This is a genomic window from Sphingobacterium siyangense (genome assembly GCF_023277505.1).
GTDB lineage: Bacteria > Bacteroidota > Bacteroidia > Sphingobacteriales > Sphingobacteriaceae > Sphingobacterium > Sphingobacterium siyangense.
The window spans coordinates 2,595,721-2,618,596 of record NZ_CP080574.1; the positions used below are offsets into that span (position 1 = coordinate 2,595,721).

18 protein-coding genes are annotated in these 22,876 nt (G+C 40.2%); 12 read left to right on the forward strand and 6 right to left on the reverse strand.

Annotation, left to right across the window (positions count from 1 at the left end):
• Window positions 1-78 precede the first annotated feature (78 nt).
• From K2F45_RS10430 to K2F45_RS10440, 3 genes are all read left to right on the forward strand, one after another.
• Window positions 79-2,166: a CBM96 family carbohydrate-binding protein gene (locus tag K2F45_RS10430; RefSeq protein ID WP_075992091.1), complete on the forward strand. Its 2,088-nt coding sequence runs from the start codon at window positions 79-81 to the stop codon at window positions 2,164-2,166.
• 274 nt (window positions 2,167-2,440) lie between these two features.
• Window positions 2,441-3,562 (forward strand): vWA domain-containing protein, encoded by a 1,122-nt coding sequence (locus tag K2F45_RS10435; RefSeq protein ID WP_075992092.1) that lies wholly within the window; start codon window positions 2,441-2,443, stop codon window positions 3,560-3,562.
• A 6-nt stretch (window positions 3,563-3,568) separates the two neighbouring features.
• Entirely contained in the window at window positions 3,569-5,035 is a 1,467-nt protein-coding gene (locus K2F45_RS10440; RefSeq protein ID WP_248933500.1) for a sigma 54-interacting transcriptional regulator, read from the forward strand.
• A 90-nt stretch (window positions 5,036-5,125) separates the two neighbouring features.
• Here K2F45_RS10440 and K2F45_RS10445 read toward each other — a convergent pair whose 3' ends face one another.
• Window positions 5,126-5,848 (reverse strand): DUF3667 domain-containing protein, encoded by a 723-nt coding sequence (locus K2F45_RS10445; protein WP_075992093.1) that lies wholly within the window; start codon window positions 5,846-5,848, stop codon window positions 5,126-5,128.
• Between the two features lie 311 nt (window positions 5,849-6,159).
• Between K2F45_RS10445 and K2F45_RS10450 the strand changes: the two genes are divergently transcribed.
• The 8 genes from K2F45_RS10450 to K2F45_RS10485 all read left to right on the forward strand — a co-directional run bounded on the left by K2F45_RS10450 (window position 6,160) and on the right by K2F45_RS10485 (window position 14,529).
• Entirely contained in the window at window positions 6,160-6,576 is a 417-nt protein-coding gene (locus K2F45_RS10450) for a MarR family winged helix-turn-helix transcriptional regulator (RefSeq protein WP_075992094.1), read from the forward strand.
• Window positions 6,577-6,593: 17 nt separating this feature from the next.
• Window positions 6,594-6,938 (forward strand): GIY-YIG nuclease family protein, encoded by a 345-nt coding sequence (locus K2F45_RS10455; RefSeq protein ID WP_075992095.1) that lies wholly within the window; start codon window positions 6,594-6,596, stop codon window positions 6,936-6,938.
• Between the two features lies 1 nt (window position 6,939).
• A complete protein-coding gene (locus tag K2F45_RS10460; protein ID WP_075992096.1) occupies window positions 6,940-7,365 on the forward strand; it encodes a DUF1330 domain-containing protein in 426 nt (141 codons plus the stop codon).
• Between the two features lie 255 nt (window positions 7,366-7,620).
• A complete protein-coding gene (locus tag K2F45_RS10465) occupies window positions 7,621-9,561 on the forward strand; it encodes a family 43 glycosylhydrolase (protein WP_248933501.1) in 1,941 nt (646 codons plus the stop codon).
• 761 nt (window positions 9,562-10,322) lie between these two features.
• Complete coding sequence (locus tag K2F45_RS10470) at window positions 10,323-12,203, forward strand: MGH1-like glycoside hydrolase domain-containing protein (protein WP_248933502.1); 1,881 nt, start codon at window positions 10,323-10,325, stop codon at window positions 12,201-12,203.
• A gap of 186 nt (window positions 12,204-12,389) precedes the next feature.
• Window positions 12,390-13,202, forward strand: a complete 813-nt coding sequence (locus tag K2F45_RS10475) for a helix-turn-helix domain-containing protein (RefSeq protein WP_248933503.1) — start codon at window positions 12,390-12,392, stop codon at window positions 13,200-13,202.
• A 229-nt stretch (window positions 13,203-13,431) separates the two neighbouring features.
• A complete protein-coding gene (locus K2F45_RS10480; protein ID WP_248933504.1) occupies window positions 13,432-13,977 on the forward strand; it encodes a hypothetical protein in 546 nt (181 codons plus the stop codon).
• Between the two features lie 198 nt (window positions 13,978-14,175).
• Window positions 14,176-14,529, forward strand: coding sequence for a YtxH domain-containing protein (locus K2F45_RS10485; protein ID WP_248933505.1), 354 nt, complete (start codon window positions 14,176-14,178; stop codon window positions 14,527-14,529).
• 139 nt (window positions 14,530-14,668) lie between these two features.
• Here K2F45_RS10485 and K2F45_RS10490 read toward each other — a convergent pair whose 3' ends face one another.
• The 5 genes from K2F45_RS10490 to K2F45_RS10510 all read right to left on the reverse strand — a co-directional run bounded on the left by K2F45_RS10490 (window position 14,669) and on the right by K2F45_RS10510 (window position 21,068).
• Complete coding sequence (locus K2F45_RS10490) at window positions 14,669-15,592, reverse strand: helix-turn-helix domain-containing protein (RefSeq protein WP_075992108.1); 924 nt, start codon at window positions 15,590-15,592, stop codon at window positions 14,669-14,671.
• A 9-nt stretch (window positions 15,593-15,601) separates the two neighbouring features.
• Entirely contained in the window at window positions 15,602-16,498 is an 897-nt protein-coding gene (locus K2F45_RS10495; RefSeq protein WP_248933506.1) for an SDR family oxidoreductase, read from the reverse strand.
• 176 nt (window positions 16,499-16,674) lie between these two features.
• Complete coding sequence (locus K2F45_RS10500; protein ID WP_159728511.1) at window positions 16,675-18,480, reverse strand: ABC transporter ATP-binding protein; 1,806 nt, start codon at window positions 18,478-18,480, stop codon at window positions 16,675-16,677.
• Entirely contained in the window at window positions 18,480-20,222 is a 1,743-nt protein-coding gene (locus K2F45_RS10505) for an ABC transporter ATP-binding protein (protein WP_248933507.1), read from the reverse strand. The genes K2F45_RS10500 and K2F45_RS10505 overlap by 1 nt, the downstream gene beginning before the upstream one ends.
• A 24-nt stretch (window positions 20,223-20,246) precedes the next feature.
• On the reverse strand, window positions 20,247-21,068 hold the full coding sequence (locus K2F45_RS10510; protein ID WP_075992112.1) for an SMP-30/gluconolactonase/LRE family protein: 822 nt from the start codon (window positions 21,066-21,068) through the stop codon (window positions 20,247-20,249).
• Window positions 21,069-21,554: 486 nt separating this feature from the next.
• On the opposite strand from K2F45_RS10510, the gene K2F45_RS10515 reads away from it, so the two are divergent.
• Complete coding sequence (locus tag K2F45_RS10515) at window positions 21,555-22,844, forward strand: glycoside hydrolase family 99 protein (RefSeq protein WP_075992113.1); 1,290 nt, start codon at window positions 21,555-21,557, stop codon at window positions 22,842-22,844.
• Window positions 22,845-22,876 lie beyond the last annotated feature (32 nt).

Genomic DNA, 22,876 nt, shown 5'->3' on the forward strand with positions numbered 1-22,876 from the left:
AATTATAAAATTCGTATTCGTCGGAATTAGAATATGTCTGTAAAAATTATAACAAATTATAAAACTAAAAACAACATTATGAGAAAATTTATGATGGTGATTTCTATTGGAGTCATTGGGCTACTGAGCTGCCAAAAGTCTGTTCAACTAGATTCTCCGACATCCCTAAAAACAAAAGCGAAGGCGAATCTGGCAAGTGTGGGCAATACTTACTACATAGATCCCAGCGGAAACGATGATAGCACAGGAATGAGCACAACTACAGCATGGAGAACGTTGGCCAAAATTAATACATCGGTTTTTGGCCCCGGCGACCGTATCTTATTCAAGAGCGGTGGCGTATGGAATGACACTTTGCATATGAAAAATTCGGGAACGGCTGAAGCTCCCATTATCATAGATAAATATGGCGGTGATGTTCGTCCGATTATCAACGGCGGTGGAAAGAGGAATGGATCAAATGCGCTATACCTTAATAAAGTATCTTATTTTGAAGTAAATAACCTCGAACTGACGAATACAATCCCAAGCGGGACAAGTTATGCTGCCACGGGAATCCGCGTGATTGGAGGTAGTTCTGCAGGAACAGCAATCAGCAATGTCTCCATTAGAAATTGTTATGTTCATGACGTCAATGGTGCTATCGATGGACAGACCAATTATAACAAAAGCTCTGGCGGGATTATCTTAGACGGTAAAATATACGGGGCTTTGGTACAAAGTTGTCATGTCGCCAACTGTTCCGTTGAAGGGATAAGGACCACTGGCGATAGGGCTATGGCAGCAAGATCAAAAGATATTATTATCGATAACAATTTGATTGAATATATCTACGGCGACGGTATCGTTATGTCTGGCGTGACGGGAGGAAGTAAAATTACACACAATACGGTCTATAAGGCATGTATGAACACAGGCTCTGAAAATTATGCGGGTATTTGGACAATTGGCAGTTTGAATACGCTGGTGGCTTATAATGAGGTTTACGGTATGACAGGCGGAGGGGCCAACGATGGAGTCGCGTTCGATGCCGATGGTTATGATACCAATTCAGTAACCGATGGAGATATCTTCGAATACAATTATTCGCATGATAATAACGGCGGATTTATGCTTTTTATGAACCAGTCTAAGAATATTAAAGTCCGCTACAACGTTTCTGTCAACGATATCGGTACAACAAGGTTAAAGAAGCTCTTTTTGATCGAAAAAACAACATACGATTCCCGTGAGATTTATAATAATGTATTCTACATCAAAAATCCAACCGCCAGCCTGTTTAACGTCATGAATGGCGTGAGTTCAGGAAAGCCTTATGCAACATTTTCAAATAATATTTTTTACACAACCTCGACCATTAGTAGTCTGTCTACTCAGGCCGATAACGGACTGAAGTTTAACAATAATTGTTTATTTCCGTCAAGTACATTTACGTCATTGAACTGGGGAACTACCGTGCGGAATAACAATTTCTATGAAGATCCGGTATTTGTCAATCCAATTGGTGGAAACGGCCTTGACGCTGCAAAAGGTTATGATGTCGGTTCCGGTTCGGCTGCCCTTAATGCTGGTATATTTATAAGTAACAATGGGGGTGTGGATTTCGCTGGAAATGCGTTGCCATTGGGTAATCCAGACGTTGGAGCGTTTCAGCATGCTGTTGTAGCCAATGCCGGAAGTTCTCTTGCCGATGCCTATGTCCGTAACGGTATCTATGCGAGTACAAATTATGGAACTACAGCTGATCTTGTCATCAAATCCGACGCTACATCTTACGCGCGTAAAGCATACGCTAAATTTGATATTGCGATGATTACTACACCTAAAGTGAGTTCGGCAAAATTAAAAATGTATGTTGCAGGAGTGAATACAGCACCACAACGGACTATTAATATTTATACAACCTCCACGACATCTTGGTTGGAAAATAGCATTAATTGGAACAATGCACCAATGGATACTGTACTTGTCGGTAAGATTTCTGTTTCAGGGATAGGTTTACAGACCGTCGACGTCACTTCGGCCATTAACAGATTGCTTACCGGTACTGATCGTAAAGTATCCTTTCTATTTTTAAATACAGCTGTGGCTTCTTCTACAAATGATATGTCTTTTAGTAGCAGGGAAGCAACCGCCAATAAGCCAACGTTGGAACTGCTTTATTAACGGGTACTTATTTCAGGGGTAATTCTCTTGTATTTAGAATAACTGGATTAAAAAGCCGCAAGGAATACCAATTCTTTGCGGCTTTTGACTGGGAGAGCGTAAAAGTCTGAAACTAATTCCTAATTGAAAGTTGTCGCTCGTGCGTCATACTATAGCCAGTTTTTAAAGTTAAATGGACATACGGTGCTCACAAAAATTATTATTTCGTAAATTCATACTATGAAGTATCCGATACACTATTTGGATAGCTTCCTCATACTAATAAAAGGAATGCATGAAAAGCACGAAACGAAGTAAAGGTTTTCTCTTCAAACAATATGAAGAGCCGTTTCAAACGCCTTTTGATAAATTATTTGACATTTTCAAAGAACTGATTACCCATACCTCTGGTGATTTTGATGAAGCCATTGACTGGCTTAGGCAATTGGATAAAGAGTTTAAACTGACGACTCCAGCCTATACGATAGACGATTTCATTGCGGATCTGAAAGATAAAGGTTATATCAGAGAAAAAGTGGAGTTTGGTGGTGAAGGCGGCGTAGATATTACCTCAAAGCTGGAGAAAGCCTTACGTCAGCATGCCTTGGACCAGATTTTTGGGAAAATGAGGAAAGGGAAATCAGGCAATCATAAAACCAATCACCAGGGACGGAGTGACGAAAATATGGGCGATTTCAGAAACTATCAGTACGGAGATGGCTTGGAGAAAATAGTTTTGACAGAGAGCTTGAAAAACGCACAGATCAATCATGGGATAGGCGAGTTTGCCTTATCAGAAAATGATCTCGTCGTAGAAGATACACAGTTTAAGTCGCAGATGAGTACAGTGTTGATGATCGATATCAGCCACAGTATGATTTTATACGGCGAGGATCGAATCACTCCTGCAAAAAAAGTAGCGATGGCTTTATCAGAACTTATTTTGACCCGATATCCGAAAGATTCACTTGACGTCATTGTTTTCGGAAACGATGCATGGCCTATCGCGATAAAAGACTTGCCTTATTTGCAAGTTGGACCATTTCATACCAATACGGTCGCAGGCTTAAAGCTAGCGATGGACTTGCTAAGGCGAAAACGGCATGCGAATAAGCAAATATTTATGATAACCGATGGAAAACCGAGCTGTTTAAATATGCCAGACGGTACCTATTATAAAAATCCTATAGGTTTGGATCCTTTTATCACTAGCAAGTGCTATAGTATGGCTGCGCAAGCCCGAAAGCTGGGAATACCAATTACAACCTTTATGATTGCTTCAGATCCTTATCTACAGCAATTTGTCGACGAGTTTACAGCTTCAAACCAAGGGAAGGCCTATTACACTGGACTTGGGGATCTAGGTGAAATGATTTTTGAGGATTACGAAGAAAATCGAAAAAAAAGAATACGATAAGAATATATGGATTACACGAAGATTACAACATTTGGTGCATTAAAAACTTCGGGTTATAAACCTAAAACAATAAAAGAAGAATTGCGTCAAAATCTGATTACAAAAATAAAGGCGGGTGAAACCGTGTTTAATGGAGTATATGGTTATGAAGATACCGTTATTCCAGAACTTGAGAGAGCAATTCTTTCCAAACACAACATTAATTTCTTGGGCCTTCGCGGTCAGGCGAAAACACGTCTAGCTAGGCTCATGGTCAACTTATTGGATGAATATGTGCCTGTGGTTCAAGGTTCAGAGATTAATGATGATCCGTTTAACCCCATATCGCGTTATGCGCTAGAACTTCTGCAGGAGAAAGGCGATGAAACACCGATAAGCTGGCTTGGTAGAGGTGATCGTTTTGCGGAGAAACTGGCTACGCCAGATGTGACGGTCGCTGATTTGATTGGTGATGTAGATCCCATCAAAGCCGCAAACTTAAAACTGAGCTATGCAGACGATCGCGTGATTCACTTTGGTATGATTCCTCGGGCAAACCGTTCTATATTTGTCATTAATGAGCTGCCTGATCTTCAAGCTAGAATCCAGGTAGCTCTCTTCAATATATTGCAGGAGGGAGATATTCAGATCCGTGGTTTTAAGTTACGCTTACCGTTAGATGTACAATTTATATTTACTGCAAATCCGGAGGATTATACCAATAGAGGAAGTATTGTGACGCCACTGAAAGATCGCATAGGATCGCAGATACTCACACATTACCCTGCATCGGTTGAGATAGCAAAGGCAATTACAGCGCAGGAGGCGAACTTGGAAGCGGCCCAGAAGGAGCAGATATACGTTCCTGAGCTGGCTAGGGAACTGATTGAGCAGATAAGCTTTGAAGCACGAAATAGTGAATATGTTGATGAAAAGAGTGGCGTAAGTGCGCGTATGAGCATTACAGCATTTCAGAACTTATTAAGCACCGCTGAATTGCGCATGCTCAGAAGTGGGGCGCAAGCAACTACAGTACGGCTGAGTGATTTTATGGGTATTGTGCCTGCGATAACCGGTAAAGTTGAGCTCGTTTATGAAGGCGAACAGGAGGGAGCGGGTATCGTCGCATTGCAGCTGATAGAAAACGCGATTAAAAACCTTTTTCCGATTTTATTCCCAAAAATTGAGAAACTGGAAAGAGAAAACGAACGTTATCCCTACGACGATATTGTTCGTTGGTTTTCAGAATCAGAGGGGATCGAATTATCTGATGAACTCAACGATTCAACGTATGAGCAGGTTTTGGATCAAGTGAAACCTATACACGCTTTAATTCAGCAATACCAGCCGGAAACGAAGCCCGAAGATCTCCATTTTCTGACCGAATTTGTATTATGGGGACTTACGCTCAACAATAAATTAAGTAAACATAGGTTGGGGATTGGCCTTCAGTTTCAAGATAACTTTCAGGGATATCTGAGAAATAATCTGTAACAGGCAACTAGTAACATGGTGGGTAAGTTTACAGCGCAAACTTACCCACCTGGTTTTTAATTAGGTCTCACAAGGAAAAAGGGTGGATAACTATCTTTTCATTAAAATTAAGTCAATCGATAGGCCAATAATAACGACGACGACAGTAAATGACAGATACCCTAAAATATAAACTGCGAGCGCTTTTAAATAACTGGGTATTTTGTAGGGATCGAAAAATTGTCCAATAGCCCAGACGCTATATAACATAGCGACGATGCTAGCTTGCACCATAACGCTTGTATGCGTTACACCTTCTACTAATGCAAAAATAGTATAGATCAACATCGTCATTCCTAAAATAAAACACAGCAGGATGACAATTTCAAAAAGATTAAAACCGTATTTATTAAAAAATAGTTTAGCCCAGAAAGCGATAAACAATCCTATCATGATATTAGCGTAACCATAGTGGTCTTGGATCCAGAGATATATCGAACCCGTGGTAGAATGCTGGGATTCGTAATAACTCACATATTTGTCGTTTACATGAAAAAAATGGCTTACTATAGAGTATATCAGTGAGGTGATGATGATAAAAATAATGGGTTTTACCAGGCGGCTTCGGTTTTCGGCAATATATTTTTTTACATTTTTTCCTGGTGTGGTAATAAGTTCACGAATCGTATATAAGATTCCGCGTTCGAAATGAAGGACATGTTCAACTTCGTGGACGATATAATGCGCATCAATTCTTTTAAGGACCGCTGGCTGCCCACATTTCGGACAGAAATTCAGTGTTATATCAGTCCCACAGTTTTTGCAATTTGTCATGTTTATACTATGCTATAGGTAATAAATTTGTTAATATTTGAGGATTCTATCCTTATCATGTTATGTAGATCGTTGGCTCTTGCTTCTTATAGATTAGAATTTGTCCAAAAATATTATAGATTATGTCAATCAATGCTACACCTAAGTGTAGTTTTATACAAACCTCCTTCTCCCGTGAAGAAAATAGAATTAATGAGCTTTAGTGTAACCACCCCGTTCGCAGAATCTTTTGTTTATTTTGTTCAACCATTTAAATAAAACTATTATATTTGCAAAATACTTGAGTAATCAAGTATTTTGCAAATAATAATATGACCGCAATTAATACGATTTTGAACATTATAAAAGTTCAATCTGTCATCACCAAAAAGTTTGATGGGTTGAGCTTGCATGGACTAAGTCTGACAGACTTTATGATCCTACATATTTTAAGTCAGACTTCCGGGAACCGGTTACGGCGAATTGATCTGGCTGAAAGTACCGGTTTAACGGCCTCAGGGATTACACGGATTATTTCACCCATGGAAAAGATGGGGCTAGTTGTAAAAGAGCACAATGATAGAGATGCCCGGGTCAGTTATGTGAAGCTTACGGCGGCTGGTGATCGAATTTTTAAAGAGGCTACTGTTACAGCTGAGCACATCGCCAATAAGCTATTGGACGGAATGGCCGTAACAGATCTCCTTATTTTTGCTGCGCAATTGAAATCATTGGGTGGTGATTTATAATTTTAATTTAAAAGCACATGAACAAAATAGATAAAAAACAATTGAAAGCCGAATTCTTGGAAAGTAAACCATTGATGGGAGTTTTAACAATTTACAACAGGGCCGAAAATAAAATACATATCGCTGATAGCATGAATTTAACGGCTCTTTCTAACAGAATCAGATTTATGTTAAACATGGGGCAATTTGACAACAAAAACTTGCAGGCGGATTGGAACCGATTGGGTGAGGGAAATTTCCTGTTTGAAAATACAGTTATTATTCCATTTGAAAACGACAAAATCATTGATTATAAAAAAGTCGTACTTCACGCCGCAACTGAGTTGAAGAGTAAAGTGAGTGAAACAACAAGTATCTATTGATATGACAAGAAAGACGTATTTGTATCCCGGTTATGAAGCAGGAAGGAATCTGGCATTGAAAAATATCCAAGGCCCTATTGTAAACCTCAATTTAATTCAGTTGAGGAAAATCGCGGACTATACTAATTTTCCGGAGATTGCACCAATCAAAGAAATTTCGGGATACGATGCTTTTATGAATTATATAAAGCTAGCCAAGCCTTTTGTGGAAGAAAGCGGCGGTGAGCTACTTTTTGTTGGGCATGGTGACCGGTTTCTGATAGGGCCCGATCAGGAACAGTGGGATATCTGTATGCTGATTAAACAGAAAAGTGTGTCCGATTTTTTTTCATTTGAACAAAATTCAGCTTATATGAAGATTATAGGGCATCGGATTGCAGCTATCTCGGATTCAAGACTTTTACCCTTGGAAAATGTCCCGTTTTAAACGATACTTGTCATAAAAAATGCCGCCTATTTGAATAATAAATGTATATTTGACATTAATAAAAGTAAGCCTCGTATCGTATTCTTCTACAGCTTCGTGGAAAAGTGTTTTTGAGCAAATTTAAATTCGTGTTGAATATCCTTTCGAGATCAAGATAATTTGGAATTTGTGCATTAAACAATCCATGGTTAAGTTTTAATAAAGAAGGTTTGCTTGACAAATGAACATTTAGAAAAACCTAAAAATTGATCAAACATGAAACTAAAACAAATGGGGGTATTGAGTATTGCATTAATGAGTTTTACCAATGTCATAGCGCAAAAAATATACCATGCAGATAAGGCGGCGGGTTATCTTTTTGCTTATTTTGAGGGTTCGGGGGATAAAAATACACAAGAGCAATTGCGATTTGCAGTGAGTCAGGATGCGCAAAACTGGGTTGCATTAAATAACAATAAACCTATTTTGTCATCCGCAGATATATCCCAAACGGGAGGGATTCGTGATCCGCACATCCTTAGGGGAGAGGACAAAAAGTCATTTTATATGGTCGCAACTGATATGTTTACCGCCAAGAATGGTTGGGGAAGTAATCCTGGTATTATTCTGATGCGATCTGATAACCTGACGGATTGGAAACACAATACTGTTGATCTGGCAAAATTATACCCTAAAAAATTTAAAAACGTAAAATGGGTATGGGCACCACAGACGATCTATGATCCAGTTGCGAAAAAATACCTTGTGTATTTTACGGTGAAATCATATGAGAACGATAAGCTTGATTTTTATGCAGCCTATGCGAATAAAGATTTTAGCGGATTTGAAAGGGAACCTACCTTATTGTTTAGTCCAAAATTTGGCGGTATTGATGGCGACATCGTCTATAAAGATGGCTTATACCATTTTTTCTTTAAGGGCAATACAAAAGATGGTGCGGGCAAAGAAGTGAAAAATGGGATTCAGCAGGCGACAAGTAAATCCCTAAAAGGACCATGGAAAGAAGACTTCCGGTATCTCGATGCCTATGCAGACACTTCTGTTGTTGTCGAAGGATCGAGTCTTTTTAAGCTGAACGGAACAGACGATTATATCTTGATGTATGATCTGTATGCGAATGGAAGATATGAATTCCAGCGCACAGATGATCTCTTTAATTTCTCCTCGAAACCTGAGGCTTTGCGTAAAAATTTTAACCCGCGACATGGAAGTGTGATTTCAATTAGCAAGGAAGAGTCTCGTCTTCTGAATAGTAAATGGGGTGGTGTACCCGGTGAATTACTATCTCCAGAGGATGTGGATGACAGGTATCGTTTTACCGCAAAGGGAAATCCGATTATTAAGCATCATTTTACGGCTGATCCAGCAGCAATGGTCAAGGGGGATACACTTTGGTTGTATGCAGGCCATGATTTTGCAGGTGGTCAGCAAGGCTATAAGATGAAAGACTGGATTGTTTATTCTACAACGGATTTAAAAAATTGGACGGAATATCCAGTGTCTTTGAGAATAAGTAATTTTACCTGGGCAAAAAGCGGCGATGCATTTGCGGGACACGTTACCGAACGTAATGGAAAATATTACTGGTACATCAGCTCTAATTGGTCCGGAATAGGTGTTGCTGTCGCAGATAGACCCGAAGGTCCCTTTAGAGATGCATTGGGGAAACCGTTATTGACCAATAAGGACTGTTTTGCTTCTTCCCATTCTTGGGCCTGTATCGACCCGGCTGTTTTTATTGATGACGATGGCCAAGCCTGGATTTTCTGGGGTAACCGTGAGTGCTACTACGCAAAGCTCAAGGAAAATATGGTTGAGATTGATGGCGAAGTAAAGCAATTGAATTTTGAAGGATTGGCTTTTACGGAAGCACCGTGGGTTCACAAGCACAATGGAAAATATTATTTGAGTTATGCCACGGAATTTCCGGAGAAGATCGCTTATGCCATGGCCGATAAGATCGACGGTCCTTATGTGTATAAAGGGATTCTGAATGAAATAGCAGGCAATAGCAATACGAACCATCAAGCAATTGTCCCTTTTAAAAAACAATGGTATTTCATTTACCATAATGGGGGGATTAACCCAGATGGAGGCAGTTTTAGCCGTTCGATTTGCATAGATACCCTAAATTACCGTGCAGACGGTACAATCCATAAAATTGAAATGACAACGGAAGGAACTACCGGGGACTAAAGTATGAAAAAGACGGCGAGCAAGCTAAAGTTGCTGCCGGAGAAGGTTGGGTGGAGACCGATTTAATAGATTAAAAATGTGGAACGACAGCATCGTTCCACAAAATGTTTTTCAGTGTAGTATTGTAGGATTCTTTTTACAGTATTCTTATCGAATCAATTCAGAAATTTAAAATGATGAGATAGGCATCTCCATTCATTTCAGCAATTACTTCTTTTGAGTCAAGTTTACTTATGAGGCAAATGTAACTTAGAATAGCAGTAGAAAGAATATGAAAAAGATACTTTTTTATGTGAAAATGGGAATATTTGGTTTTTTGCAAAAAAATACCCCCTCTTTCATAATATTTTAGGCTCAAGCCCGGAATATCGAAAAATTTATCCAGGAAAAAATTTACCATTGTCGAATTAATAGATCTGAGTATGGCCAAAAACAATGAACTTCAGGTCGCGATAAAGCGTATTGTTATCTATTTTGAACGATAAAGTATGAGCTCAAATTGGTACAATATGATACATTGTATCAATTTTGCGCCGATTTGTTCCACCATGCTTAATTGTCATAAAAATTCTGTTGATTAGGCCTTTGTTTGTTATAGCTTTGGATTAGATCTTGTGTTTAACTTCATCAAGAATTGCCCTGTAGAAAATTACTGCGATGAAAGCCGATCAATCTCCTGTTGATTCCTTCGGATGGACGTTAATACTAATTTTTAAGTTATAGCAGATCAACTATAAATTCGTTCTATTCCATATAGCCACATGAAAAGACAACATCGCTCCGTTTTTCTAAAATCTATTGTTTTAAGCAGCACAGCCTTTTTGGTTCTAGGTGTTCTTTTTTCCTGTTCGAGTAATCGAGGATTTTCGGGTAAGCAGGAGTCGATATATCGCCATGAACTTGATCGTTTAAAGGAAGTGGCAAAAAATAACCTAACAGACAATATAAAGGAGTTCAATGCTTACGAGCACCGGCCAAAATCGGACGGTGCTTTTGACGAATCCAACAACAAAGAATTCTTGGTCAATAACATTCCGTATTTTGAGAGTTCCAACGATACCCTAAGTCGCGTGTATAATTATCGTTGGTGGATGATCAGCAAGCATCTTCGGGATTATTACGATCCACATGATTCAAAGAAATATTGGGTTATAACAGAATTTTTCGGGTATCCCGCCTGGGGATCCTTGAGTGGAGCGATTACCTGCCCAACAGCGCATCAGTTTTACGATGTACGTTGGCTTCGTGATCCAAAATACCTTCGATCTTATGCCGAATATTTTATGCTTGGATCAGCTTCCAAAATAAATCAACGGGAAAACGGTAATTTTTTGACCCATTTGAGCAGGCCCGAAAGTGTTCATTTTTCCAGCTGGATGGTCGATGGTATTGAATCATTTTTAAAAATTCATCCCGATCAGGCCTGGACGCAAAAGATGCTTCCCGCAATGGAGACCCATCAGCACCTTTTGGATAGCCTATTCACTGTAAAAAATCCAAATGCGAAGACCGACGGCATGTACAAAATTCTGGATCTGTACGATGGTATGGAATTCAGCCTTTCGGCGGTACTTGGCTTAATTGAAAGTAAAGGACCTTATGCTATTTATACCGATAGTACATGGAGAGATCTCTATTTAGGTTGGGGGACGACAGACAAGGCGGCAAATACGACTGCAGCGAGGGACTTTCCATTAGCCTTTACCAAAGGTTATCCTGATTTTTATTTGGTGCGCCCATCCGTTGGAAGTTATTCCTTTGGAAATACCAACGCATTGTACAATCTCTATAGACTGGAACAGCAACAACATCCTTCGATTACGAATAAGGTGAAAGCAGATTACTATAAGGTCAGAAGCCAGGAAATACAGCAGAAATTTCTCAGGACACTTTGGAATTCAGATGATGGTTTTTTTAATACCTTGACTGCCGGTGACAACGCCTATGGTGTACGGGATTACGAAGCGCGGGTGCGGGAATCCGTTGGTTATACCCCCTGGTATTTCAAGATGATACCGCCTGAGGACAATAAAAAGTATGAAGTAGCTTGGGCGATGTTTACTTCTGAAAAAGGTTTCAATAACCACAAAGGAATGACCACGGCCGAAAGGCAACACCCCTATTACAATGAGCAGGCTTATGCCTGGAACGGCAGAGGATGGCCTTTTCAAAACTCGGTCGTCTATAAAGCATACAGCAACTATTTAAGAAATTATAAGAATCAAATCACTGCGCAGGACAAAGAGACACTGTACGAACAAATTATGAAGCTTACCCGACTTCACGGTTATACCCACCCAAATATCGGTGAATGGTATATACCAAGTGATGGCGAGCAATTTGGTGGACAGAATGATTATTTTCATTCAACCTATCCAGACATGATCATAGCAGATCTCATTGGCTTTAAGGCTACCCATCACAACAGCTTTCAGCTTCAGCCGCTGATACCTGCGGGCAAAATGGATTATTTTTACCTCGGAAACTTAGACTATCACGGGAAAACTATCGACATTGTCTGGAAAGAAGACTGGGATCAAAACAAACCAGGAAAACAGCCTATGTTATGCATTTGGGTAGATCATGTTTTAAAGGCAAGCTGCAAGAATCTTGGTGTCAAAATAGACGTAAATTTAGACTAATATCAACAGGTGTTTAACCAATTTAAAATAAATCGATTGGATGAATCTATTTTAACGGAAATTTAGAAAATAAGACTCTATTGCACAACCGTCATTTTAATTATACGGAACTCAATCGTTAAATTTGAGAAATTGAGCGGCACAATGGTAAATGATTACAAAAAATATGAGCTATTTGGAAGACCGATGATGCAAAAAATTGCTTTGAAGGCACCATTTACATTTGAATTTCCAGTAGCGGAACAGGCTTGCTTCCTCTATGTGCTGGAAGGGGAGATGCAATACCAAGCAAATGACGAAGAGCTAACTATTGTGAAGCATTATTCCTTATTGCTGAATTGTATTAATTCTGGAAAGCGAATCCACGATGTGAATCCAACGCAAGATTGTCAGCTGTTAATTGTCACTTTTTATCCAGATACCTTGAAGAAAGTTTACGATAGAGAGTTACCCTCGTTGCTGCTTGAACCCGAAAATATCATTTCAAACCAATCAAAAGAAAAAATTGACAATGATTTCCTGATCCAGAAATATGTGGAAGGCTTGCTGTTCTATTTTGAAAATCCCTCATTGATCAATGAGGATATACTGGTGCTCAAATTAAAAGAAATTATATTGCTCCTGTCCCAAACGAGAAACGCGTCGGTCATACGGGTGATATTATCACAGCTTTTTTCTTCAAGTACCTATTCGTTTAAACAGATCATTGAAGCCAATCTCTTTTCCCAATTGACCATTGAGCAGCTTGCGGAACAGAATAATCTGAGTGTTTCTTCATTTAAAAGAGAGTTTGCCAAATTATATCATGATACACCTGCCAGCTACATCAAAAATAAGAAGCTCGAAAAGGCGGCAGAGCTCCTTTTGGTTTCCAATCAGCGTGTTTCCGAAATTGCCTTTAATTGTGGATTTAACGACCTCGCAACATTTACAAAGAGTTTTAGTGACAAATACCACATATCGCCAACAAATTATCGTCGACAGCTTAAAAGCAACTAAAAACCAATGGTCATTTGTATATGGTATTCCATTTTTATCGAGGGGATCAAGTTTTCTCCAATAAGATTGTAGTCCTGTTATTTGAACTAAAATATCAAATCTTTGAACGAAATCAAAAAACCATTTTTCTTATTCTATTGCAACTTTGTAGTGTTCCATTAAAGGGTTGTTATTCCATGGATTGTGCCGTGAAAGCCTGACAACGACCTTACATTACAGGAACATTTTTTTGAAATTATCAACGTTAAAAATAGAAAAAATGAATTTATCAGGTTTAGGAGTTTTCCACACAGTTATTGGTCTTACAGCACTTTTAGGCGCTTTATTAGGATTTATCAGCTATGGCAAGATCAATCTTAAAGTATTATCGGGGAAGTTATATTTTTATGCGACAGTCATCACTTCTCTTACGGCATTAGGAATTTCGAAACAGGGCGGCTTCAATGCCGGGCATGTTTTTTCACTCTTCATCTTGGTTCTTGTAGCGGTGGCTTATTGGCTGCACGCAACAAAGAAAAGTAGTACGAAGGCTCGGTATTTTGAGAATTTTATATGGTCATTCAGTTTTTTCTTGTCGCTGGTGCCCACCGTTAATGAGACCTTTACCAGAGTTCCAATCGGACACCCCTTGGCAAAGGATATAAATGATCCAATTATTGGACAGACCCTTCTTGTCCTTTTTGTGCTTTTTATTATTGCAGCCGTTTTTCAATACTTCAAACAAAAGAAAATCAACACTAAATTGGGGGCAGAACTAAAAAGTCGTGTCCAGTAGAGCTATTTGATCCAGGCCGTTCCTGAATGCTCATCTTTAGCGTCTTTCGGTTCATGTGATGCTGTACTCTAGTTTGTTGTACATTATTTAAAATATGACAAACTAATCTTTTGCTTTTATTGTTAGAATTTGTAAGAGTTTAACAACATAATCATTTTGAAATATATGCTTAATTACGATTGTTTAAAAAAATTAAAGATGTGCGGCGGAAAAAATAATTCAACGGGATTACTCCTGGCAATGGTGGCGGGAGCGGCACTTGGTACATTGGTAGGGGTATTGGTGGCACCGAATAGTGGAAGAAAAACGCGAAAGAAAATCAAGGCAAAGACAAGGGATCTCAAAGAGCAGGCAAAACATACATACGAAGAAGTAGCCGATAGAGTGAAAGAAGAGTATGATCATGTGTCATCCTCAATTAGCGAGACAGTAGGCCATGTGGCTGATAAGGTCTCTGATGAATTTGATAAGTATAAAGGTCAAATAAGTGCTAAGACTACCGAAGAGACAAAAGCGATTAAGGATGCAGTTAAAGATCAAAAAGAAAAATAACTTTTGATTCAAACAGCAGAACTGGCAATAGACATTGTGCGGTCTGCTGTTTCTTTTTTGATCTTCACCTCTTAAATTATAATGTCCATGACCAGATGGATCATTTCTCCCATATCCAATGGTCATTCGATGGTTTTCGTTAGTGAAATCCGGCTCGAAATTCCAGAGGCGAAAGTTTGGTTTTTGTTTTAAACAATTTGCTGAATGACTGTGAATGTTCAAAGCCTAATTCATAGGCGATTTGACTAACAGAAAGTGCCGTTGTTGACAATTTCTCCTTTGCTTTTTCAATCAGTTTTTCGTGAATATGCTGTTGGGTACTTTGCCCCGTTAATACTTTAAGCAAACTGCTGAGATACTTAGAGGAAATATTTAAGCTATCTGCGATATATTGAACGGATGGAAGACCCTTTGAGACCAAACCATCTGCAGAAAAATAAGCATTCAGCAGTTCTTCCAGGCGATTTAAAACCTGATGATTGGCTTTCTCTCGCGTCAGGAATTGTCGGTTGTAAAAACGCTCCGAATAATTCAGCAATGTTTCGAGGTTTGATACAATAATGTTCTTGCTGAATTTGTCCATATTTGCTCGATATTCCCGTTGGATATTTCCAATAATATCGTTTAGTGTTTTCTCTTCACTTTCTGAAAGAAATAAAGCTTCATTTGCCGAATAATCGAAGAATTCATGCTCTTTAATGGTTTTCGCCAATGTGGTATTCCATAAAAAGTCCGGATGAATAAGCAACATCCACCCGCTTCGGTTTACGTTGGCAACAGCGTCATTTTCTTCCAGTTTCAGCAATTGATTGGGCGACATAAAGCCGAGTACACCGTTGTCAAAATCAAAGAGCTGCTGCCCATAGCGCATTTTGCCTGTGATGCCTCTTTTATTGGAAATGACATAAAAATCAAACAATAAGGCCGAAGCATCATCCAAAGGAGAACGTTTCATCTTTGAATAGTCCACAACACTGAGCAATGGATGCTTAGGCTGTGGTAAACCTCTTAATTGATGAAATTCACTGATCGTTTTTATACGCTGTGTTCGACTTTGTGGCATATAACAAATTTATAAATAATTCTGATGAACATCTTCCAATAAACCGATATGCGTAGGCGACCAATCTAATTGCTGCTGTGTCTCAAAACTTGTCGCCGGGCTATCGAAGGTGATGAAATGGCTCAGCCATTGGAAATGTTTGACAATATCTTCACCCCGTAATGAAGTAACAGGCAAATGTAATTTCGTGCCGATCAGTTCAGCAATTGCACTGATTTTAATGCCAGTTTCACCAATAGCGTTGTACAATGCCCCAATTTCGGCTTTCTCGGCCGCCTTGCAGAAAACTTTTGCAGCGTCTAAGCGATGAACTGCTGGCCAACGGTTGTCCCCATTTAAGGGATAGGTCGAAACACCATGATTGCGCGCAAATTGGATCAGACTTGATGTGAAGCCTGCCATAAAGCCAAGATCACTGCTGCCGTGAACAGAGGGTGGTAAGCGAACCACTGAAGCATGGACACCTTTTGCTGCCAGGGCCATTGCCGAAGGTTCTGAACCTCTCGGTGAATTTAGGAGTGTGCTTTCCTCTGTGACGAACCCGTTGACAAGTGGTAGACCCAAGGTTCCAGCTGTAACGACAAGCGGTTTTTGTGTACCGAGCAGCACTTCGCCCATGGCATTGATCGCATTGATATCAATTTCGGCAGCTTTTGCATATTCATTTGCAAACATCAGATCGTGGGAAAACCCCGTATGGATGACGGCGTCGGTGTTTGAAGCGGCTTGTTTTAATATATCCAAGTGCTGAAGATCGCCACGGATTACCTTAGCACCCAAATTGGCGATTATCTCTGCTGATTTTTCTGAGCGTGCTAAACCAGTTACTTGATGTCCCGCATCGATCATTTCTTGAACGACTGCTGAACCTATGAAGCCCGAAGCTCCAGTTATAAATACTTTCATAATCTTTTTTTTCTTGAGACAAAGTTCTGTGTAAAGTTGCCCGCAGATGTATCCAAATGTCAGAATGTTGTAGCCATCTTTCAGAAAATCGATGAACTTGTATTTCGTAAGCTGCAGTATTTTTCAAAACAAGGCTTCTTTCATGAAAGGAGTATCGTATTAAAACCTCGAAATGATCAGTCAAACTGTCCCATATACAAACGATAATATTTACCTTTTTGCTTTAAGAGTTCTGCATGCGAACCGAACTCGGCGATTCTCCCTTTTTCGATCAGACAGATTACGTCGGCATTCCTTATGGTCGAGAGTCTATGGGCAATGACGAAGCTTGTTTTGTCTTGCATTAAACGGTCAATACCTTCCTGAATAGCTATTTCTGTGCGTGTATCGATTGAGCTGGTCGCCTCATCCAATATTAAGATTGGCGTGTTGGCCACAGTTGCCCGGGCGATGTTAATTAACTGCCGCTGTCCCTGACTCAGATTGGCCCCGTCATTGGTCAATTCGGTTTTATACCCTTGTGGCAGTTGCATGATAAAGCTATCTGCGGCAGCAAGCTTTGCTGCCGCTATCACTTCATCATCCGTTGCGGTGAGCCTGCCATAACGGATGTTTTCCATGACCGTATCGGTAAACAAATGGGTGTCCTGAAATACGATAGACAGTTTTTTACGCAGTTCATTGCGATCCAACTTAAAAATCGATGTCTTGTCTAAAAGAATATCCCCGGATAGCAAAGGGTAAAAGCGAGGTAGCAAATTGATAATTGTCGACTTGCCGGCGCCGGTCTCACCCACGAAAGCGATCTTTTGTCCTGGTTTTACATCGATGTCAATATCAAATAAAACCTGTTTTTCGGGTACATAGCCAAAATTTACATGCGATAGTGTCACTTGGCCCTGAATCGGGACCGGCATTGGCAATGGATCTATCGTTTCACTTTCAGGAGCAGTGTCAATAACGGCAAAAATACGTTCTGCGCCCGCAAGAGCTGCCTGTAAGCTGTTATATTGGCTGGAAATCTCGTTTACAGGTCGTCCAAATTGCCGTGCATACTGTAAAAATGCAGTTAACCCCCCTAAATCAAATCCACGAGTGATCACTAGAATACCACCTGCGATGGTAGTCAGCGCGTAGTTAATGGTGCTCATATTCGCCATCAAAGGCATCATCATTCCGGAATAAAACTGGGCCTTTGTTGCTTTTTCTCGCAGTACCTGATTAAGCTGCTCAAATTGTTCGATGGCGGCGTTTTCGTGTCCAAAAACCTTCACTACCTTTTGTCCGCTGATCATTTCCTCCACATAGCCATTGGCATTACCGAGCGCAGCTTGGTTGGCGGCAAAAAAACTCTTGCTCTTGTTGATGATCAGTTTCGCCAGATATAACATCAGCGGAATCATGATCAATGCAATAATCGATAGGATAGGGCTGATATACAGCATGAGGGCGAGTGTCCCCAACAAAGTAATTGAGCTGATTAAAAGCTGTGTGATACTATTATTCAGGGCATCGCTTACTGTATCCATGTCATTGGTGAAGCGACTCATCAGATCACCATGCTGATGGGTATCGTAAAATTGCAAAGGGAGGTACTGCATGCGGTCGAACAGATCATTTCGGAGGTTAGAAATCGTTTTCTGTGCCACTTTTATGGTCAGTCGGTATTGCAACATGTTGAAAATTCCTGTAGCGATATAAATTCCGATCATGACCAGGGCAATATGTCCTAGACCAACAATATCTTTTTTGAGGACATAATTGTTGATCGCAGGCCGTAAAAGGTAGTTGCCTGCCAGTGTCCCTGCAGTTCCCAGCAAAAGTGAAATTAAAATCAGCAGGAGCATCAGCCGTTGCGAAGAAAGGTAGCGCATCAATCTCCATAAAGCTTTAAATCCCTGTTGAGGCTTTTCATTTTTAATGCGTCTTGAACTACCGGGGCCAGGTAAACTCACGGGAATGGATTTGTTTGAGGTACTCATTAGGCTTCTTCTTTTTGCAGGTGTTGTGACTGATAAATTTCCTGATAGCTGGTATTTGTTTGCAGAAGTACATCGTGTGATCCAGAACCGACAATGCGGCCTTCTTCCATGACCAATATTTGGTCGGCATGCATGACGCTCGAAATACGCTGCGCGATAATCAATAGTGTGGTGTTCTGCAGATAATTTTTTAAACCTTCACGTATTTTTCGATCGGTATCGATGTCCACAGCACTTGTACTGTCGTCCATAATCAAGATTTTAGGTTTCTTCAATAAAGCCCTGGCAATACATATGCGTTGTTTTTGTCCTCCTGAAACATTGACGCCTCCTTGTCCCAGTAGTGTTTGATAGCCGCTGGGAAAGGAGCGTATAAAATCGTCTGCACAGGCAATCCTAGCAGCGGCATAAATATCCTCTTCTGTTGCCTGCTCATTTCCCCATTTGAGATTTTCTAAAATCGTTCCTGAAAAAAGTTGGTTCTGCTGCAACACAATCGCAATCTGGCTGCGCAGTTCCTGTAGTTGGTAATTTCTGACATCGATGCCATCTACTAAAACGGCACCTTCAGACACATCATATAGTCGTGGAATTAATTGTACCAAAGTGCTCTTTCCCGAACCTGTGCCACCTATGATTGCTAGGGTAGTCGCAGGCTTTACTTCGAAGCTAATATTGTCAAGGTTGGGTTTTTCACTTTGTAAGTTATAACGGAAAGTGACTTGCTTAAATGCGATCCGTCCCGCTGTGATGGCATATCTATTTTGGAGGCCTTCCGCAGTATCCGTTAAGGAGGGTTGTTTCTCTAAAACTTCTTCAATTCTATCGCCAGAAGCGATTGCCCTTGAAATCATCATGAAAGTCAATGAAAGCAGCATCAAAGAAATAAGGATTTGCGTGATATAACTTAGAAATGACATCAATCCACCCAGCGCAAGCGTTCCGGTCATTACTTTCTGTCCGCCAAACCAGGTCACGGCAACAAGCGACAAACCCATCACCAATTGCATGACAGGCATGATAAGGACAACGATGCTCGAAGCTTTGGTGGCAACATCCATCAGATCGAAATTCACTTTGTCGAATTTCTTTTTCTCAAAATCCTGTCGTACAAAAGCTTTTACTACCCGCACATTGAGTAGATTTTCCTGCACAACACTATTGACACGGTCAACTGCCTGCTGCATCTTGATAAAAAAGGGGAGTCCTTTGCGTAATAAAATAAAAATACTTAAGGCCAATATAGGCAATGCAATGGCCATCACGATGGACAGATCCTTATTAATAGAAACTGCAAAGATGATAGCAAAAACCATCATAAGGGGTGCTCTTAGAAGCATACGCAAGCACATCATCATGACTTGCTGCATCATATTGGTATCGTTGGTGAGCCGTGTTGTAAGCGAGGCCGAACTGAAATAATCGGTATCCGCAAAAGCAAAGGATTGTATTTTTCGAAACAAGGCCGTCCGGAGATTCGTCGCAAAACCCACCGACGCGTGTGCAGAGTAATAGATGTTGCATAAATTGGCAACGATAGCAACGATCGCTAATCCGATCATGGCCAATCCAATTTTCAAAATGTAGTTGATATCTTTATGCAAGATTCCGTCGTCGACAATGATAGACATCAGACGGGGTTGTACAATCTCGCAAAATACATCGATCACAACGAAAAAAGGAATAATCAAAAAAGCCTTTCTAAATGACTTGGTATAAGGGGTAAACGTGGAAAGCTTCATCTGCCTGTATATCCATTAAATCATCTAGTCCAGTTTGTAAGCCTGAACGCTGTTACTCCTAACGGTAGGCACATACAGCATACCTGAAGATTTGTCGTATCCGATATCGGCAGCGTTTATCTTTTTGTCACGTGTGTCAAGTAATATAGCATTGGAGCCGTCAGGTTTGACATGGTAGATCAGTCCTTGCCAGCCAGAAACTACAAATTCGTTGGGTTTAATTTGTACGACACCGTCCAATCCGCCTTCCATACCTTTCGATATTACGGTAGTTTTTTTATCCTGATCTATTTTAACAAGCGCGCCATCCGATAGCACATACAAGTCTTTGCCGACAGCCAGCAACCCATTTGCACCTTTTAGGTTTTCAGCATACAGCATAGGAGAGTCGTTTTCAATGCGATAGATTTTTCCAAGTCGCGTATCACTTACATAAACGATACCCTTTGAGTCAACAGTAATGTCATTGAGCAGCTCAGCACCATCAATGGTAATTCTTTTGACGATGCTTGCTTTATCTATATCGATGACGGCAATGGATTTAGAGAATGCTTCAGCCGCGTAGAGCCGGTTTTTGTGGATTCCTATACCCAAAACAGCATTGAGTCCTGTAACCCAATCTCTTTTGATAAATTTTCCGTCCATATCCAGTTTACTGATGAATGCCGTAGTATTAGGTTCGAAGGCGATCGTATTTGAAACATAGAGTACTTTGTTTTTTGCATCTACCCAAACGGACTCTGGAGATCTTAGGGTGGTGTCCGATTGCCATTGAGGCGTTAAAGACTTCTGTCCAAATAGGACTTGTACAAACATGATAAGGGTTAATGTTAACGTAATTTTCATAGAAAATCGGATTGAGATTTATATTAGTTTAATTTATTCGAATTAAATAACGATTACCCAAGGGAACTTTGGTCTTCCGCTAAAGAAGAAATAGTTGTAGTCAAGAAAAAAATCGACCATTGAGTTCATTTAATATACAGAATTTAGAACGTATTGTTTTCTTTTTTCGAAAGAAAACTCATCGGATCGCTCAGATCAATTACTTCTTTATAAATAAACTGGTGCAGCATTTGTTTTCAATACACAGCAAAATTACTGTACGCACATTAAACGTATTTATAAATAATTTTTCATTTTATACAGATTTATGGAAGCTATTAATTTCTTGTTAATAGTTCATTAATGGTACATAATAACTTTGATTTCAAGAATAACCCCAGTAAAAATTTAGCCTTCCGGAACAGCGAGGCAGTATGGGAACTAGCATTGAAATAAACCAATATGTATAAACCAGTCTTCAACCATTTATAAAAAAATCACTTAATTATGAGTATTAAACAGCAGAAAAAAGTATGTATAATCTTCTTGTTGATCGCTTTGATGATGTCCTGTTCAAAGAGCGAAAAGAAGATTGAAGAATCTATCCCGAAAGAGGAGGCCAAAAAAGCGAATGGCAACAATGGGCTTTCCGCGACAGGCGATGTCGTTGGGCAGATTACCGTGGGATACCAGGGCTGGTTTTCCTGTGCGGGTGACAATTCACCCATGGGAACACATTGGTGGCACTGGACTGAGGCTTGGCAACAGACGCCGAGCCAGGGTAATTTCCATATTACTTCTTGGCCTGACAACAGCGAATACAAAAAAAAATACAATACCAATTTACCGGCATTGGGCAATGGTTCGCCTGCATCTCTGTTTTCTTCATTTGACGATCAGACAGTCAATGTCCAATTTAAATGGATGAAGGATTACGGTATCCACACGGCGGCATTGCAGCGATTTAATCCCACAGGGATAGAAGGTCCTATTCGTAATGCGATTACGGCTAAAGTTAAAACTGCCGCCGAGCAACATGGTATCAAATTCTATATCATGTATGATGTGTCTGCCTGGGTTAATATGCAGGCTGAGATAAAAAATGATTGGCTAAATCTGATGAAACAATATACCCAGTCTACTGCCTATGCCAAACAGAACGGCAAGCCTGTGGTCGGTATTTGGGGATTCGGTTTTAATGACAACAACCATCCCTGGTCAGCAGCCGTTTGTCTGGAGGTTATTCAGTGGTTTCGCGATCAAGGCTGCTATGTCATGGGCGGTACGCCAACACACTGGAGGTTGGCACAAACAGGAGGAGATTCGAGACAAGGCTATATCGATGTCTACAAATCATTTGATATGTTGTCACCTTGGATGGTAGGCCGCATCGGAACCATTGCAGACGTGGACCATTATGCGCAGCATATCCAAAATGCTGATCTACAGTTTTGCAATTTAAATAACATAGACTATCAGCCCTGTGTATTGCCGGGGTCACTGCAGGAGGGGCAACGAAAACATGGTGATTTTATGTGGCGACAACTCTATAATTTGACCGCGCTTGGTGTCAAGAGCATTTATGTGTCCATGTTTGATGAGTACAACGAATCCAATCAGATAGCGAAGACAGCTGCAACTCAACATGATGTTCCTGTTGGGCTGGGGATTAAATCTATGGATGAAGATGGGACTGTTTGCTCTTCAGATTATTATCTCCGGATCACAATGGATGGTGGAAAGATGCTAAAGGGACAGATAGGGCTAAGCCCAAATAGACCAACATCCCCTCAATAAGTCAACTTTAACGTACACAATTGGTTTATATA